Below are 14,860 nucleotides of genomic sequence, written 5' to 3' on the forward strand. Positions count from 1 at the left end.
GCCGGAGGATCGCTCCGGGGTGACGGTGTGACGGTGTGACGGGCTGCCGGGGTCGGTCGGGCCGCCGACAACGTTACTCCTCGACGACCATGCCCCCGGTGCCGCCGCCCCCGGCGCGCTCGGAGGCCGGGCCGACGGCGGTGACCGTGACCACCGCCTCCCCCCGCTCGTCGCTCGACGCGAGGTCGACGACTGCCGAGATGCCGAAGTCGTGGTCGCCGTCGGGGTCGGCGAGGATCTGCCGCACCCGCCAGACGGTCGGCAGCTGCTCGATCTGCAGCATGTGCGGCCCTCGCGCGTCGGTGTCGGTGCCGATCGTGTCGTACTCGTCGAAGTAGCGGTCGAGCGCCTGGCCCCAGCGATCGGTGTCCCAGCCCGAGGAGGCGTCGAGCTGACCCAGCCCCTCGGCGTCGTCGCGGGCCATCAGCTGCACCCTGCGGAACATCTCGTTGCGGACAGCGATGCGGAACGCGCGGTCGTTCGCCGTGAAGCGGCGGAGCACCGGGGGCACGATCTCGTCGTGCGCCTCGACCTCGCGGGGGTTCAGCATCTCCTCCCACTCGTCGAGCAGGCTCGAGTCGACCTGGCGCACCAGCTCGCCGAGCCACTCGATCAGGTCGGCGAGCTCGTCGGTCTTGGCCTCGTCGGGCACCGTCTGGCGCAGGGCCCGGAACGCGTCGGAGAGGTACCGCAGCACCAGGCCCTCGGAGCGGGCCAGGCCGTAGAAGGCCACGTAGTCGCCGAAGGTCATCGCGCGCTCGTAGAGGTCGCGCACGACCGACTTCGGGCTGAGGGCGAAGTCGCCGATCCACGGCTGTGACGCGGCGTACGTCTCGAACAGCGCCGTCAGCAGCTCGTCGAGCGGCTTCGGCCAGGTGACGTGCTCGAGCAGCTCCATCCGCTGGTCGTACTCGACGCCCTCGCGCTTCATCTCGGCCACGGCCTCGCCGCGGGCCTTGAACTGCTGCTGCGAGAGGATCGGGCGCGGGTCGTCGAGGGTCGCCTCGACCACCGAGACCACGTCGAGCGCGTAGCTCGGCGATCCTTGGTCCAGCACGTCGAACGTCGCCAGCGCGAACGGCGAGAGCGGCTGGTTCAGGGCGAAGTTCGCCTGGAGGTCGACCGTCAGGCGGATGGTGGGCGCACCTCCGTCGGGGCTCTCCTCCTGCACCACGACCTCGGCGGTGCGGAGCGTGCGGTAGATCGAGATCGCCTGCCGGGCCATGGCGTACTGCGCGGCACGGGGCTCGTGGTTGTCGAAGACGAGCGAGCGCACGTTCGCGAAGACGTCGCCCCCGCGGCCGATGACGTTGAGGAGCATGGCGTGCGTGATCTGCATGTGCGACACCAGCGCCTCCGGCTCGGCGGCGATCAGCTTGTGGAAGCTCGGCTCGCCCCACGAGACGAAGCCCTCGGGTGCTTTCTTGCGGACGATCTTGCGCTTCTTCTTCGGGTCGTCGCCCGCCTTCTCGATCGCCTTGAGGTTGTCGATCTCGTGCTCGGGCGCCTGCAGCACCACGGTGCCCGAGGTGTCGTAGCCGGCTCGGCCCGCTCGGCCCGCGACCTGGTGGAACTCGCGCGCCGTGAGCTGCCGCATCCGGGTGCCGTCGAACTTCGTCAGCGCCGTCAGCAGGACGGTGCGGATCGGCACGTTGATGCCCACGCCGAGGGTGTCGGTGCCGCAGATGACGCGCAGCAGCCCGCGCTGGGCCAGCTGCTCGACGAGGCGCCGGTACTTGGGCAGCATGCCCGCGTGGTGCACGCCGATGCCCGAGCGCACCAGGCGGCTGAGGGTCTTGCCGAAGCCGGTGCTGAAGCGGAACCCGCCGATCAGCTCGGCGATCTCGTCGCGCTGCTCACGGCTGGCGACCTTGATGCTCGACAGCGCCTGGGCACGCTCGAGCGCGGCGGCCTGCGAGAAGTGCACGACGTAGACGGGGGCCTCGCCGGTCGACAGCAGCTCCTCGACGGTCTCCTGCACGGGGGTCTGCGCGTACGAGTAGTGCAGCGGCACCGGGCGCTCGACGCCGGTCACCCGGGCGACGGGCCGACCGGTGCGGCGCGCGAGGTCGTCGACGAGGCGCGTCACGTCGCCGAGCGTCGCCGACATGAGGAGGAACTGCGCCCGGTCGAGCAGCAGCAGCGGCACCTGCCAGGCCCAGCCGCGCGACTGGTCGCCGTAGAAGTGGAACTCGTCCATCACGACCTGGTCGACGTCGGCGTCCGAGCCGTGGCGCAGCGCCAGGTTCGCCAGGATCTCGGCCGTGCAGCAGATCATCGGCGCGTCGGAGTTCACCGACGAGTCGCCCGTGACCATGCCGACGGCCTCTGGCCCGAACAGCTCGACCAGGGCGAAGAACTTCTCGCTGACCAGGGCCTTGATGGGCGCCGTGTAGTACGTCCGCTTTCCCTGGGAGAGGGCGACGAAGTGCGCGCCCGCGGCAACGAGCGACTTGCCGGTGCCCGTCGGGGTGCTGAGCACGACCGAGGCGCCGGAGACGAGCTCCATCATCGCCTCGTCCTGTGCGGGGTACAGCGGCAGGCCCCGGCCCTCTGCCCACTCCGCGAAGTCGGCGTAGGCCGCGTCCTGGTCGTACGACTCGGGCCCCGGGCGCTCGGGCAGCAGGACGGACAGCGGTGCAGAGGGAGCGGGCGACATGATGTGTCGATCCTGCCCCATGCCGCCGACAGCGACGCCAGGCGGGCCGGAGGCGGTCGATGCGGCGCCCCGGTCGGCGCGGGCCCGCTGGGACGGGGCCCCGGAGACAGCACACGCCCCCGGGCCGAGCAGGGCTCGGCCGGAGGCGTGCGGCGCGCCCTCGGACGAGGCCGGGCGGGATCGGATCAGGAGACCACGCTCGGTCGCACGTCGACGATGACGGGCGCGATGTGCCCCGGTAACCAGCCGGTGAGCACATTGCACCATAGCTCGCGTCCACCCGGGCAAGTGGGGTGATCGACGGGTGATTCATGCGTTCGACTAGAGATCCGACAGGAACTGGACAGCCCACCGACCCCGAGGCTCGACCGCAGCCCACGACCTAAGACCGCGACCTCAGAGCGCGACCTCCGGATCGACCCGCAGGTCGTGCACGTCGTCCAGCACGGCAGGCCGCAGGTCCCGGAGCACGGCCACGGCGTCGTCGTCCCCGAACGACCCGGTGAGGGACACCGCCCCGTCCTCGAGCCGGACCACCCAGCCGCCGGCCGAGGCGTCCGCGAGCACGTCCGCGCCGAGGGCCCGGCCGACCACGGGGCAGGCGGGCGCGGCCGTCCCGCACGGGGCGTAGGTCTCGACGTCCTCCGGCGCGACGAAGCGCAGGTCGTAGTAGGCGTCGGGCACGTCGCCGGTGACCGACCCGTCGTCGTGCACGACCTCGTCGCCCGGCGACACGTACGAGTACGCGAGGTCTGCGTACTCCCCCGGCAGGGTCACGCTGCGGAGCAGGTACCCGGGCAGGGGCGAGGCCGGCGACGTGGCCGGCACCAGCACGGGCCCCGTCCAGGCCGCGTCGAACCCCGCCTGCTCACGGGAGGCGCGGAGCCCGCCGACTGCCAGGGTCACCAGGACGGCCACGAGGCCGACCGCGACGACGTACCCGACCCAGCGGGCACGCACGACGCCGGTCGCCGCGGCAGGCACGCTCCAGAGGAGCGGCAGGAGGACCCAGGCGAGCGGCCTGACCCCCACGAGCTCGATCACCGGGGCGGCGACCGAGCCGATCACCCCCACGCCGAAGGCCAGGAGGAGGAGGCCGAGGCCCGCGGAGAACAGCCCGGAGAACCGGGGGCCGCGTCGACGACGTCGGACGGCGAACAGGACGACGAGCGCGGCGACGAGACAGCCCAGGAAGACGCCTGCCGCCACCCCGAGCACGAGGGCGCCGAGGCCCTCGAAGCCGGTCTCGTCACCGGAGGCGACCGCGCCGACGACCAGGACCACGAGCAGGGCCGTGGCGCACCCGGCGGCGAGCCCGCCCGCGACCGCGACCAGCGAGCGGCGCACGGTCAACCTCGGTCGGTCGTCGTCGGACATGTGCGGCCCCCGTCGCTGTGGTCCCGGGGATGTTAGCGCAGCGGGACGTCAGCGCAGCGGGACGTGCCCGCCGAGCGTGTCGTCGACCTGCTCCACAGCGCCCTCGAGGGCGGCGTCGTCCGCAGCCGAGCCGGCATGCTCCTCGACGGTCGCCGGGTCGTCGCCGTGCACTGCGGCGGCGTCGTGGCGGGGGTCGACGTCGTGGTCTGCGGGATCGTGGGCCTGGGTGTCGCTCATGGGGCGCCTCCTCGTGTCGTCTGCCGCCGCGAGGGCGGCCAGGGGACCGGACGGCCCCGTCCCGCACGACCGTACCCGCGCCTCCGTCGCGCACGTCCAGCGCCGACCGCGCACGCCAAGCGCCGACACGGTAGACAGAGAGGAGGCGCAGCGAGCGCCCACCCGATCCAGGAAGAGTGCAGACGATGTCGTCATCCACCCCGTCCCCCACAGCCCTCCGCGTCGCCGTCACCGGAGGCAGCGGCAAGCTCGGCCGCGCCGTCGTCCGCGACCTCGCCGACCACGGCTGGGAGGTCGTGCTGCTCGACCGCGTGCCGAGCCCCGACCCGGTCGAGGGCGTCACCTACGTGCAGGTCGACCTGTCCGACTACGGCCAGGTGCTGCAGGCGCTCACGCACGTCGACGACCGCTACGACTCGATCGACGCCGTCGTCCACCTCGGCGCGATCCCGGCTCCCGGCCTCGTGCCGAACGCGACGCTGTTCCACAACAACGTCACCGGCAGCTACAACGTGTTCGCCGCCGCGCGCGCCGCCCACATCCGCAACGTCGTCTGGGCCTCGAGCGAGACGCTGCTCGGCATCCCCTTCGACCTCGACCCGCCCTACCTGCCCCTCGACGAGGAGTACGCGGTCCGGCCCGAGTCGTCGTACTCGCTCGGCAAGGCCCTCGACGAGGAGATGGCCCGGCACTTCACCCGCTGGGACCGCCAGCTCAAGATGATCGGTCTCCGCTTCTCGAACGTCATGGACGACGGCGACTACTCCGAGTACCCGTGGGACGAGACGCCCGAGAAGAAGACCTTCAACCTCTTCTCCTACATCGACGCCCGCGACGGCGCGCAGGCCGTCCGCAAGGCCCTCGAGAGCGACCTCGTCGGCTTCGAGGCGTTCATCATCGCCGCGACCGACACCGTCATGAACACGCCCACCGCCGTGCTCGCGGACCAGTTCTGGCCGACCGTCGAGCGCCGCGCCGCCGTCGAGGGCACCGACTCGCTGCTGAGCAGCGACAAGGCCCGCGACCTGCTCGGCTTCGTCCCCGAGTACAGCTGGCGCACCTGGGGCGACCGGGTCGGCAAGCAGGAGGCGGCAGCCGCGGACGAGACCGGCGACGACGACCTGTAGCCCGTGACGGGTCGCCTCAGCAGAAGTCCTTGAGGGTCGACGTGCTGCGGATGACGTCGATCGTGCCGTCGGTGCTGTGGACGGAAGCCCCGTGCGGGCTCCACTCGCCGTCGGAGATCTGCTCGGTGCGGTCGAGGTCGTAGACGATGCCGAGGCTGCGCTCGGGTCCGGGCGAGAAGTCGTCCTTGACCGTCGCGTCCGTCTCGGCGTCGAGCGTCGCGACCGGGTCGCCGACGGCGAGGCCCCCGGTGGTCTCGATGCGGACGCTTCTGCCCTCCGGGGTCTCGATCGCGGCGTCTCGGGCCGTGAACGTCAGCGTCCCCTCGTCGGTGTAGAGGTCGGGAGTCCCGATGTGCGTCGCCGTGCCCCAGCCCCAGCGGGTCTGCGCGGGACGGCAGTGGCTGTCCTCGAGGCCGTCCGACCGGGGCTCGCCGAGCACACGGGTGAGCAGGGCCACGGCGTCGTCGAGGGGAACGGCCGCCACGTCGAGGGCCGCCAGCTCGGACTCCCCTCGACGGAGCGACAGCCCGGCGGACGTGACGACGATCGTGTCGACCGAGGCGAGCTCGTCGACCTCCTCCGGCGCGGGAGTCGACGTGCTCGTCGGATCGGACGAGGGACTCGCGGTCACCGTCACCGTGGGAGCCTCCCCGACCGTGCTCCCCCCGGCACACCCCGCCACCGACAACACCAGCGCAGCGGCCACGACCGCGATCCCCCCGAACGACCTCATGACCGAGACGCTACCTGCCGTGGCGTCGCCCCGACATCACAGATCGGCAACGACTGTCGTCGGCACGGCCGTCCCTGCCCGCACGCGTGCCGACGCCCTCCTCAGGCGCGCAGCATCCCCGTCGTCACGAGCTCGCGCACCTGCGGCAGCAGCTCGCTCGTGAGCGCGGCCTCGTCGGCCTCGAGCAGGTGGGCGAGCGCGCCGACGATCGCGCCGACGCTCAGCTCGCCGTCGCAGGCGCCCACCAGCGCCGAGAGGGCCGTGCCCGACTCGACCGACCGGGCGAAGCCGCCTCCTTGCCTCAGGGTGATGACCGTGGGGTCGTCGTTGCCCGGCCAGTAGTGCCGCTCCTCGGTGACGTCGCCGGCGACCGTGAGGCGGGCTGCGAGCAGGGCGTCGTCGCCGAGGGGGCGCAGCAGGTCGAGGGCGTCGAGCGTCGCCCCGAGATGGCGACCCAGGCCGACGTCGTTCGAACCCAGGCGCCCGAGGAGGCGCTCCGTGCGCACCACGGGCTCGGTCGTCGGATCGTGCGGTCGCCGGAGCGTGACGTAGCCGAAGCCGACCTCGACGACGCCCCGCTGCTCGAAGTCGCCGAGCCAGGCCTCGTAGAGCCGCTCGAAGTCGGCGCTGCCGCCGCGGGTGCCGCCGTCGCGGATCCAGGTCTCGGCGTAGGCCGTCGGGTCCTGCAGCTCGCGCTCGACCACCCACACGTCGAGCGGGACGTCGCCACGGGCGACCCAGTCGGCGACGGAGTAGGCGCCGCGCTTGCCCGGTGCCGCGTCCGCGCCTCCCGTCTCCCAGTTTCCGAGCAGCTGGGCGACGCCTCCCGGCGACAGGTGCGAGCCGACCTGCGCCACGACCGACGCGACGAGGTCGTCGCCGACCATCCCGCCGTCGCGGTACTCGTACTCGGGCACGCCCTCGACCCGGGGCGTGATGACGAACGGCGGGTTGGAGACGACATGGTCGAAGAGCTCGCCCTCGACGGGCTCGAACAGGCTGCCGAGCCGGAACTCGATGCCGTCGACCAGGTTGAGGGCGGCGTTGAAGGCCGCGAAGTCGAGGGCGCGCTGCGAGATGTCGGTCGCGACGACCCGGCGGGCGTGCCGAGCGACGTGCAGCGCCTGGATGCCGCAGCCGGTGCCGAGGTCGAGGGCGCTGTCGACCGTCCGCGGGATCATCAGCCCGGCCAACGTGGCCGACGCGCCGCCGATGCCGAGCACGTGGTCCTCACGGAGCGCACCGCCGAGGGCGAGCTCGCCGAGGTCGGAGGCGATCCACCAGCTGGCCTCGCCCGACGCGTCGACGAAGGCGTACGGACGCAGGTCGACCAGCGCGTGCACCTCGTCGCCGACGACCTCGAGCAGGCCGAGGCTCACGGCACCGTCCGCGCCCAGGGTCGGGAGCGCCGCCTCCACGTCGGCGACCGGCTGGTCCAGGCCCAGGATGAACAGCGAGGCCAGCGTCGCTGCCGGCCGGAGGGCCGGCACGCGGGAGGCGCTCCTCACGAGCGCGCGACGCGCGGCCACCCGCTCGCCCCGGAAGAGCGCCGCACCGGCGCTCGCACCCCAGGCGTCGGGCCCGGTCAGCCGGTCGACCGTGAAGTCGGAGGACGCGAGGTCGGCCCGGAGGCGCGCGAGCAGGTCGGGGTCACGGGAGTCGAGGGGCACGCCTCCATCTTCGCGGACGCGCGGGGCGTTCCCGGCCGAGGGCGGGTGTTCTGGGTCGAGGGCGGGTCGCCGAGGACCCGCCCTCGACCCGGATGACCAGCCCTCGAGCATCACGAGCTGCGGAGGACGGCGGGGAGCTCCGCTGCGGGAACGACGAAGGCCCTCCCGCGCGGGAGGGCCTTCGTGGTGATGCGGTTCTGGTGATGCTGTACTGGTGATGGCGTACTGGTGATGCCGTACTGGTGGAGCTAAGGGGATTCGAACCCCTGACCTTCTCATTGCGAACGAGACGCGCTACCAACTGCGCCATAGCCCCAGGACCTGCTCGGCAACGATAGCACCCGAGGAGGCGCCGGTCCGAATCGACGCGACGCCCGCCTCCTCGAGGCGGTTCAGACCGCGCGTCGGCGCTCGAGCGCCTCGTCGAGGCGGAAGCTCGGCTCGCCCAGGTCGTCGACGATGCCCATGCGCGCGAAGCGGCTGGGGGCGGCCGGGGGCGTCGGCGAGGCAGCGGCAGCAGCCGCCGGCTGGGCGGCGGGCGACTGCGGTCGTGCTGACGTCGGGGCGACCCGGGGCGCCGACAGGGCGGCCTCGGCCCGGGCGGCCTCGCGGAGTGCCTGGTGCTGAGCCAGCTGGGACTCCCTCAGCGCCTGGACGGATCTCTCCGACTGACGTCGCAGGTCGTCCGCGGGCGACTCTGCGGCGGGGGACGACTCGCCTGCCGTGTCGGCGGGCCGTACGGCAGTCCGTGCAGCAGGTCGCTGGCGACCTCGTCGCAGGTACAAGGGGGGCGGCACGGGGACCGGGGTCCATTCCCGCGACTCCTGCTCGACCTCGACCTCAGGGTCGGCGAGCGACGACGAGAAGTCCCTGAGCGGCTGGCCCACGCGCGGGGCGGTGGCGACCTGACGCCGCGCCCTGGCACGGGACACCGCCGCGAGCTGGGCGAGCATCGCGACCGCTCCGGCCCCGAAGGCGAGCCCGGCGACGGAGGCGACCCAGAACGAGGTGGCAGCGCCGGCGACGATCGCGACGACGCCGAGGACGAGCACGACGGTCGAGACGAGCCGGGAGCGACGGAGGCGGCGGGCGGCCAGCGCGGGATCGTGGTCGGCGGCGCGGAGCACGGGTGCCGCCGCGGCGAGCTCACGGGTGACGGCACGCTGGCGGGCGGCCTCGTGGGCCCGGCGGAGAGCCTCCCGCTTCGCCTCCTCGCGGGCCAGGATGCGCTGGGCGTCCGCGACGGACCTGGCGTTCGCCTCGATGCGCACCTCCTCGGGCAGCTCGGCGGTCTGCGCGAGGATGCGGAGGGTCTGCTGCAGGCGGACCGCGTTGCGCTCGGTCGCGAGGTACTCGCGGCGGCGCTGCCAGGTGGGCACGAGGTAGACCAGCCAGAGCACGGCGACGAGCGCCAGCACGAGGCCCCCGCCCCACGACCCGATGTCCATGCTGACGAGGGTATGAGCGGACGCACGGCGCGTCGGCCATGTCGCGGGGTGTGTCTCCCCCAGATGCGCGCGGATCCGAGCCTGCTCCGAGCCGGATGCGGCCCGGGGCCGACTAGAGCGGAAGCTGTCGCTCGGCCTCGGCGAGCGCCTCGGGGGGCACGCTGCCCTGACCGGCCGGGACCGTGCCCGACCGCCAGCGGTGCAGGACGCCCTCGGGCACCTCCTCGGCCACCAGGGCGAAGCAGAAGTGGTCGCGCCACATGCCGTTGATGTGGATGTAGCGGCGCCGGAGCCCCTCGTAGCGGAAGCCGAGCTTCTCGACCACGCGAAGGCTGGGGCCGTTCTCCGGGCGGATGCAGATCTCCATCCGGTGCAGGCCGAGGGCACGGAAGCAGTGGTCGGTGGCCAGGGCGACCGCGATCGGGGTCGCGTCGTTGCCGGCCGCCGACTGGGTCACCCAGTAGCCGATGGTCGCCGAGCCGAGCGAGCCGTAGGTGATGCCGCTGACGTTGAGCTGGCCGACGAAGCGACCGTCGAGCTCGATCGCGAAGGGCAGGCCGAGGCCGGCACGGGCGTTGACCTGCAGGGAACGGATGCTGCCGCGGACGTCGTGGCTCGTGAACCCGTTCGGGTTCGTGGCCTCCCACTGGCGCAGCCACGAGCGGTTCTCGGCCAGCGCCTGGTCGAGGTCGCGGGTGTCACGCAGGCGGAGGGGCCGGATGACGACCCGCCCCTCCGCCAGCGTGGGGATGCTGCTCACGTGGTGGTCGCCTACTCCAGCCCTGCCGTGAACTCCTTGAGCCACGGGCGGAGCTCGTCGCCGAGGTCCTCCCGGTCGCTCGCGAGCTGCACGATGGCTTTGATGTAGTCGAGCTTGTCGCCGGTGTCGTAGCGACGACCGCGGAAGACGACGCCGTAGACGCCGCCCGTCCATTCTTCGGCGCTGGCCATCTTCATCAGCGCGTCGGTCAGCTGGATCTCGCCGCCCTTGCCCGGCTCCTGCTTCTCGAGCACGTCGAAGACCTCGGGGCGGATGACGTAGCGGCCGATGATGGCCAGGTTGCTGGGGGCCTCGCCCTGCGGGGGCTTCTCGACCAGGCCGGTGATCTTGACGACGTCGTCCTCGTCGGTCTCCTCGACCGTGGCGATGCCGTAGAGGTGGGTCATCGAGGGGTCGACCTCGAGCAGCGCCACGACGGTCGCGTTCTTCTCGCCCTGCACGTCGATCATGCGGGTGAGCAGCGGGTCGCGCGCGTCGATGATGTCGTCGCCGAGCAGGACCGCGAACGGCTCGCGGCCGACGTGCATCTTGGCGCGGAGCACCGCGTGGCCGAGGCCGAGCGGGTCGCCCTGGCGCACGTAGTGCATGTCGGCCAGGTCGGTCGACTGGTTGACCTTGGCGAGCTTGTCGTGGTCGCCCTTCTTCTTCAGGGTCTCCTCGAGCTCGGACACGTGGTCGAAGTGGTTCTCGAGTGCGTTCTTGTTGCGCCCGGTGATCATGAGGACGTCGGTGAGGCCCGCGTTCACGGCCTCTTCCACGACGTACTGGATCGCCGGCTTGTCGACGACGGGGAGCATCTCCTTAGGCATTGCTTTGGTCGCGGGGAGGAATCGGGTACCCAGGCCGGCGGCGGGGATGACTGCTTTGCTGATCGTGAAGCCCATGCCGCTCAGCGTATCCACCCGCGGCGCTCCGCGGGGGGCACATTTCCTGCCCGTACCATCGGGGACATGACGGACGAGGTCGGCAACGCCAAGCGCGCACTCCGGGCGGAGCTGCGACAGCGGCGCCGCAACCAGGGCGACCACGCCCGCGAGCAGGCGACGGCGGGCCTCACGAGGCACCTGGTCGACCTCGCGTCCGGGCTCTCCGTCCGGTCGGTCTCGGCGTACCTCTCCACCGCAGACGAGCCGAACACCCGCCCTTTCCTCAACTGGGCCTACGAGAACGACGTGCGCGTCCTCTTCCCCATCTCGCGCCCGGACGGGCTGCTCGACTGGGCCGTCGGCGACGGCGAGACCGAGACGCTCGGGCTCTTCGACCTGCCCGAGCCGGTCGGCGAGGTGCTCAGCCCCATGGCGATCAACGACGTCGACCTCATCATCGTGCCCGCCGCCTCCATCGACCACACGGGCATGCGGATGGGCTGGGGCCGCGGCTACTTCGACAAGACCCTCGGATCGATGGAGAAGCGACCGCCGGTCTATGCTGTGGTGTTCGATTCCGAGTACGTGGAAGAGGTGCCGCGCGAGCGTCACGACCAGCCCGTCGACGGCGTCGTCACCCCCAGCGGCATCCACGAGTTCTGAGCTCGCGGGCCGCCTCCTCGACCCCCAGCTAGGACGCCCGTGCCCACCTACTCGTACCGCTGCACCGAGTGCGGCAACGCCTTCGACGTCGTCCAGTCGTTCACCGACGACTCGCTGACGGTCTGCCCCGTCTGCCAGGGCGTGCTCCGCAAGGTGTTCAGCCCGGTGGGCGTCACCTTCAACGGGTCGGGCTTCTACCGCACCGACTCGCGCAGCGGGGCCGGCTCCGCCTCGTCGTCGTCGACATCGTCGTCGTCGTCCGACAAGAAGACCTCGGGCACCGAGAAGAAGAGCTCAGGAGGCGGCGCCTCGTCGGGCGGCTCGGGCACGTCCTCGAGCGGGTCGTCGGGGTCCTCCGGGTCTTCGGGATCGTCCTCGGGCGGGTCGCCCTCGGGCGGCTCGAGCAGCTCCTCCTCGTCCTGAGCCCGGCCCCGGTCTGCGGCGCTCCGTGAGGAGTGGTTGAGTTGTCGGCGACGACGACCACCCCTCGACCCGAAGGAGCGCACCTGTGAAGGGCTTCAAAGAATTCGTCCTGCGCGGCAACGTGATCGACCTGGCTGTCGCCGTGGTCATCGGAGCCGCGTTCACCGCCATCGTCACCTCGCTCGTGACCAACATCTTCAACCCGCTGATCGGTGCGGCGTTCAACGCGTCGATGCTCGACGAAGCCCTGATCGTGAGCATCCCCACGGTGAACGGCGGCGCCGACGCCGAGCTGAAGTTCGGCGCCGTCATCGGTGCGCTGATCAACTTCGTGATCATCGCGGCCGTCGTGTACTTCTGCCTCGTGCTGCCCGTCAACAGCCTGCTCAAGCGCACCTTCGCGAAGCAGTCCGACGAGACCGTCCCGCCCGCGGACGTGCCGCCGACCGACGTCGAGCTGCTCAGCGAGATCCGCGACCTGCTACGGGCACAGTCGGGCATCGACTCGGCCTCGACCGGCCACGGCAGCCACGCCGCCGACCCGACCCCGAGCGGCAGCGTCAACATCGGGAACGGCCCGCTCGGCAGCCGCTGACCTCGCCCCCGGATCTCCCCCGCAGTTCCCCTCGAAGGCCCCTCGACCTCATGGTCGAGGGGCCTTCGTCGTCGAGGCCCGATCCAGCCATATCTGAATATCAGTTGCGATGGATGATATTCTGCATTAGCATCGCAGCATCCGACTGGCTGGTCGGAGTCCGTCGACCACGAGGTGACGCCCATGCCACGACCCCGGTCCCTGCGGATCGTGCCCGAGCTCCGCGCCGTGCACGTCGAGCGCCATCGACTCGGCACGCCGGCCGAGCTCCTGTACCTCGACGCCGGGTACGACCTGCCGGGCACGAGGTTGCTCCCCGGCATCGAGAAGATGACCATGGCAGCGGCTCTCCGGCGCTTCGCGACCACCGAGGCCGAGGTCCTCGAGGTGCCCGAGCCGCTCTGGCTGCGGTTCTGGCCCCGGCACGTCGCGCTCGTCGCCGGGTTCCGCCTCGCGGGCCTGCTGCGCGGACGGCGCCACGAGGTCTGTGCCTACGCGATGGAGAACAACTCGGTCGACGTGCTCGTGCGGGGCGGGGGCCGTCTGCCCTCGTTCGCGGTCACGGTGGTCGCCGCGCTCGTCGGGGCCATCGCACGGCTCGGCCTCGACCGCATCTGCTACGCGAGCCCCGCTGCTCGCGACACCTACGCCCGTCTCCCCTTCGTCGCCGCCGTGCCGTCCACGCTCGCGCTCGAGCTGCCCGAGCCCGCTCCCTGTCCTCGTGCCGCTGCCCCCCTCAGGGCGGTCTTCCTCGGGGTCCTCGACGAGCGCAAGGGCGTGCGAGAGCTCCTCCTGGCGTGGCCCGCGGTCGAGCAGGCGGTGCCGGGAGCGGTGCTCGACCTGATCGGTGCGGGGCCGCTCTCGGACGAGGTGCACGAGTGGGCGGCCGAGGCGCCCGCGACGCGGCGCCTCCTGGGCGGCATGCCCCACGCGGCGGTGCAGGCAGCCCTCGCGACGGCCTCGGTGCTCGTCGCCCCGTCCGTGCCCGAGGGGCGCTGGATCGAGCAGATCGGCCTCCCCGTCAAGGAGGGCCTGGCCGCCGGCGCGACGATCGTCACGACCCGGCAGACCGGCCTCGCTCCCTGGCTCGCCGAGCACGGGCACCACGTCGTCGACGCCGACCGTCCGTCTCTCCCCCGACGACTGTCGGCCGCGCTCGAGTCGGCCCTGCGACACCCGCTGCCGCGTGACGAGGTCCGCTCCTCGCTGCCCGCCCGTGACGGACGGCTGACCGCCGACGCCTGGCTGCACGGCGACCGGATCGGCGCCCTCGCGTGAGCTCGCCGACGACGCTGTGCTACTCCGACCCCATCCCCACGGTGCTCACGCACTTCCGGCGCGAGCTGGCCGAGACCCTCGCCGGGGGCGGCGCCGATGCCTCGCGGGCGCACTGGTCCCGTCCCGTCGAGGGCCTGCCCGGCCCGGGCGGGGCCCTTCGCATGGGGCTCAACTGCCTGTACAACACGACGCGTGCCCGGCTGACCAGAGGTCCGGTGCTGCAGCTCTGGCCGAGCCTCGGACTCCTCGAGGCCCGGGGCTGGGCGTCCCGGCGCCATCCGCGCTGGGTGCTCTTCCACGACCCGACGCCGCTGCGCCGCCAGCACGGGTTCTCGGAGCGCTCCCGCCGATGGGCCCGGCGCGCGCCCGCGGCGTCGCGCCCCACGCTCGTGGTGCTGAGCCGCGCCGCGCTCGACGTGGTGCGCCGCGAGCTGCCCGCCCACCCCGCCGTCCTGACGATGCACCCGATCCTCGACGAACAACGACTGACGCCCAAGACGTCGCGCCCGTCGGTCGTGGTGGCCGGCCAGTACAAGCCGGCCCGGGACCTGGAGTTGCTCGCCCAGCTCGGTCCGCGCCTCCGTGACGCCGGCTGGACCACGACCATCGTCGGCAGGGGCTGGCCGCCGGTGCCCGGCTGGGACGTCGACGACCGCTTCGTCCCCGAGGACGAGCTCGACGACCTGCTCGGGGCCGCCTGGGCTCTGCTGCTTCCCTATCGCGAGTACTTCCAGTCGGGCGTGGCCGTCCGTGCGCTAGAGAACGGCACCCCGACCGTCGGCGAGTCGACGTCGTTCCTCGACGATCTCCAGCCCGCCCACAAGCGGCTGCGGGTGCCGGTCGGCGCCTGTGCGGAGGCATGGCTCGAGGCCCTGTCGCACGTCACCGACGACCCGTCGGCGGCACAGGAGGCCTTCGTCGACTACCGCGAGCGAGCGCGGAAGTCGTGGGGCGCCGTGTTCGGCGACCCGACCTGACGACCCGACGGGTGCGGACGAGCCTC

General features: G+C 72.3%; 14 protein-coding genes and 1 tRNA gene. 6 read left to right on the plus strand and 9 right to left on the minus strand.

Annotated elements, in window-relative coordinates; genetic code table 11:
- Window positions 1–73: 73 nt before the first annotated feature.
- The 3 genes from JOE35_RS13220 to JOE35_RS13230 all read right to left on the minus strand — a co-directional run bounded on the left by JOE35_RS13220 (window position 74) and on the right by JOE35_RS13230 (window position 4,273).
- Entirely contained in the window at window positions 74–2,659 is a 2,586-nt protein-coding gene (locus tag JOE35_RS13220; RefSeq protein ID WP_209561446.1) for an RNA helicase, read from the minus strand.
- A gap of 396 nt (window positions 2,660–3,055) precedes the next feature.
- On the minus strand, window positions 3,056–4,036 hold the full coding sequence (locus JOE35_RS13225) for a hypothetical protein (RefSeq protein WP_209561447.1): 981 nt from the start codon (window positions 4,034–4,036) through the stop codon (window positions 3,056–3,058).
- Between the two features lie 48 nt (window positions 4,037–4,084).
- Entirely contained in the window at window positions 4,085–4,273 is a 189-nt protein-coding gene (locus tag JOE35_RS13230) for a hypothetical protein (protein ID WP_209561448.1), read from the minus strand.
- A gap of 185 nt (window positions 4,274–4,458) precedes the next feature.
- Here JOE35_RS13230 and JOE35_RS13235 point away from each other — a divergent pair, with 185 nt between their 5' ends.
- A complete protein-coding gene (locus JOE35_RS13235; protein WP_209561449.1) occupies window positions 4,459–5,400 on the plus strand; it encodes an NAD(P)-dependent oxidoreductase in 942 nt (313 codons plus the stop codon).
- Window positions 5,401–5,416: 16 nt separating this feature from the next.
- Here JOE35_RS13235 and JOE35_RS13240 read toward each other — a convergent pair whose 3' ends face one another.
- The 6 genes from JOE35_RS13240 to galU all read right to left on the minus strand — a co-directional run bounded on the left by JOE35_RS13240 (window position 5,417) and on the right by galU (window position 10,916).
- Entirely contained in the window at window positions 5,417–6,133 is a 717-nt protein-coding gene (locus JOE35_RS13240) for a hypothetical protein (RefSeq protein WP_209561450.1), read from the minus strand.
- A gap of 101 nt (window positions 6,134–6,234) precedes the next feature.
- Window positions 6,235–7,803: a methyltransferase gene (locus JOE35_RS13245; RefSeq protein WP_307803086.1), complete on the minus strand. Its 1,569-nt coding sequence runs from the start codon at window positions 7,801–7,803 to the stop codon at window positions 6,235–6,237.
- A gap of 240 nt (window positions 7,804–8,043) precedes the next feature.
- Window positions 8,044–8,119, minus strand: a tRNA-Ala gene (locus JOE35_RS13250).
- 76 nt (window positions 8,120–8,195) lie between these two features.
- The gene (locus JOE35_RS13255) at window positions 8,196–9,251 is read right to left on the minus strand and encodes a DUF3040 domain-containing protein (RefSeq protein WP_209561452.1); all 1,056 of its coding nucleotides are present in this window, start codon (window positions 9,249–9,251) and stop codon (window positions 8,196–8,198) included.
- Between the two features lie 112 nt (window positions 9,252–9,363).
- Window positions 9,364–10,011 carry a GNAT family protein gene (locus JOE35_RS13260; RefSeq protein WP_307803087.1) on the minus strand — a complete coding sequence of 216 codons (648 nt, stop codon included), beginning with the start codon at window positions 10,009–10,011 and terminating at the stop codon, window positions 9,364–9,366.
- Window positions 10,012–10,022: 11 nt separating this feature from the next.
- Entirely contained in the window at window positions 10,023–10,916 is an 894-nt protein-coding gene (gene galU, locus JOE35_RS13265) for a UTP--glucose-1-phosphate uridylyltransferase GalU (protein WP_209561453.1), read from the minus strand.
- Window positions 10,917–10,982: 66 nt separating this feature from the next.
- Between galU and JOE35_RS13270 the strand changes: the two genes are divergently transcribed.
- The 5 genes from JOE35_RS13270 (at window position 10,983) to JOE35_RS13290 (ending at window position 14,834) form a co-directional block, all read left to right on the plus strand.
- The gene (locus JOE35_RS13270; RefSeq protein WP_209561454.1) at window positions 10,983–11,561 is read left to right on the plus strand and encodes a 5-formyltetrahydrofolate cyclo-ligase; all 579 of its coding nucleotides are present in this window, start codon (window positions 10,983–10,985) and stop codon (window positions 11,559–11,561) included.
- A 39-nt stretch (window positions 11,562–11,600) separates the two neighbouring features.
- Window positions 11,601–11,984: an FmdB family zinc ribbon protein gene (locus JOE35_RS13275; protein ID WP_209561455.1), complete on the plus strand. Its 384-nt coding sequence runs from the start codon at window positions 11,601–11,603 to the stop codon at window positions 11,982–11,984.
- A gap of 85 nt (window positions 11,985–12,069) precedes the next feature.
- On the plus strand, window positions 12,070–12,579 hold the full coding sequence (mscL, locus tag JOE35_RS13280) for a large conductance mechanosensitive channel protein MscL (RefSeq protein WP_209561456.1): 510 nt from the start codon (window positions 12,070–12,072) through the stop codon (window positions 12,577–12,579).
- A gap of 183 nt (window positions 12,580–12,762) precedes the next feature.
- A complete protein-coding gene (locus JOE35_RS13285; RefSeq protein WP_209561457.1) occupies window positions 12,763–13,857 on the plus strand; it encodes a glycosyltransferase in 1,095 nt (364 codons plus the stop codon).
- A complete protein-coding gene (locus tag JOE35_RS13290) occupies window positions 13,854–14,834 on the plus strand; it encodes a hypothetical protein (RefSeq protein ID WP_209561458.1) in 981 nt (326 codons plus the stop codon). The genes JOE35_RS13285 and JOE35_RS13290 overlap by 4 nt, the downstream gene beginning before the upstream one ends.
- The last annotated feature ends 26 nt before the right edge of the window (window positions 14,835–14,860 follow it).

The sequence above is a fragment of the Frigoribacterium sp. PvP032 genome, from assembly GCF_017833035.1.
Lineage (GTDB): Bacteria > Actinomycetota > Actinomycetes > Actinomycetales > Microbacteriaceae > Frigoribacterium.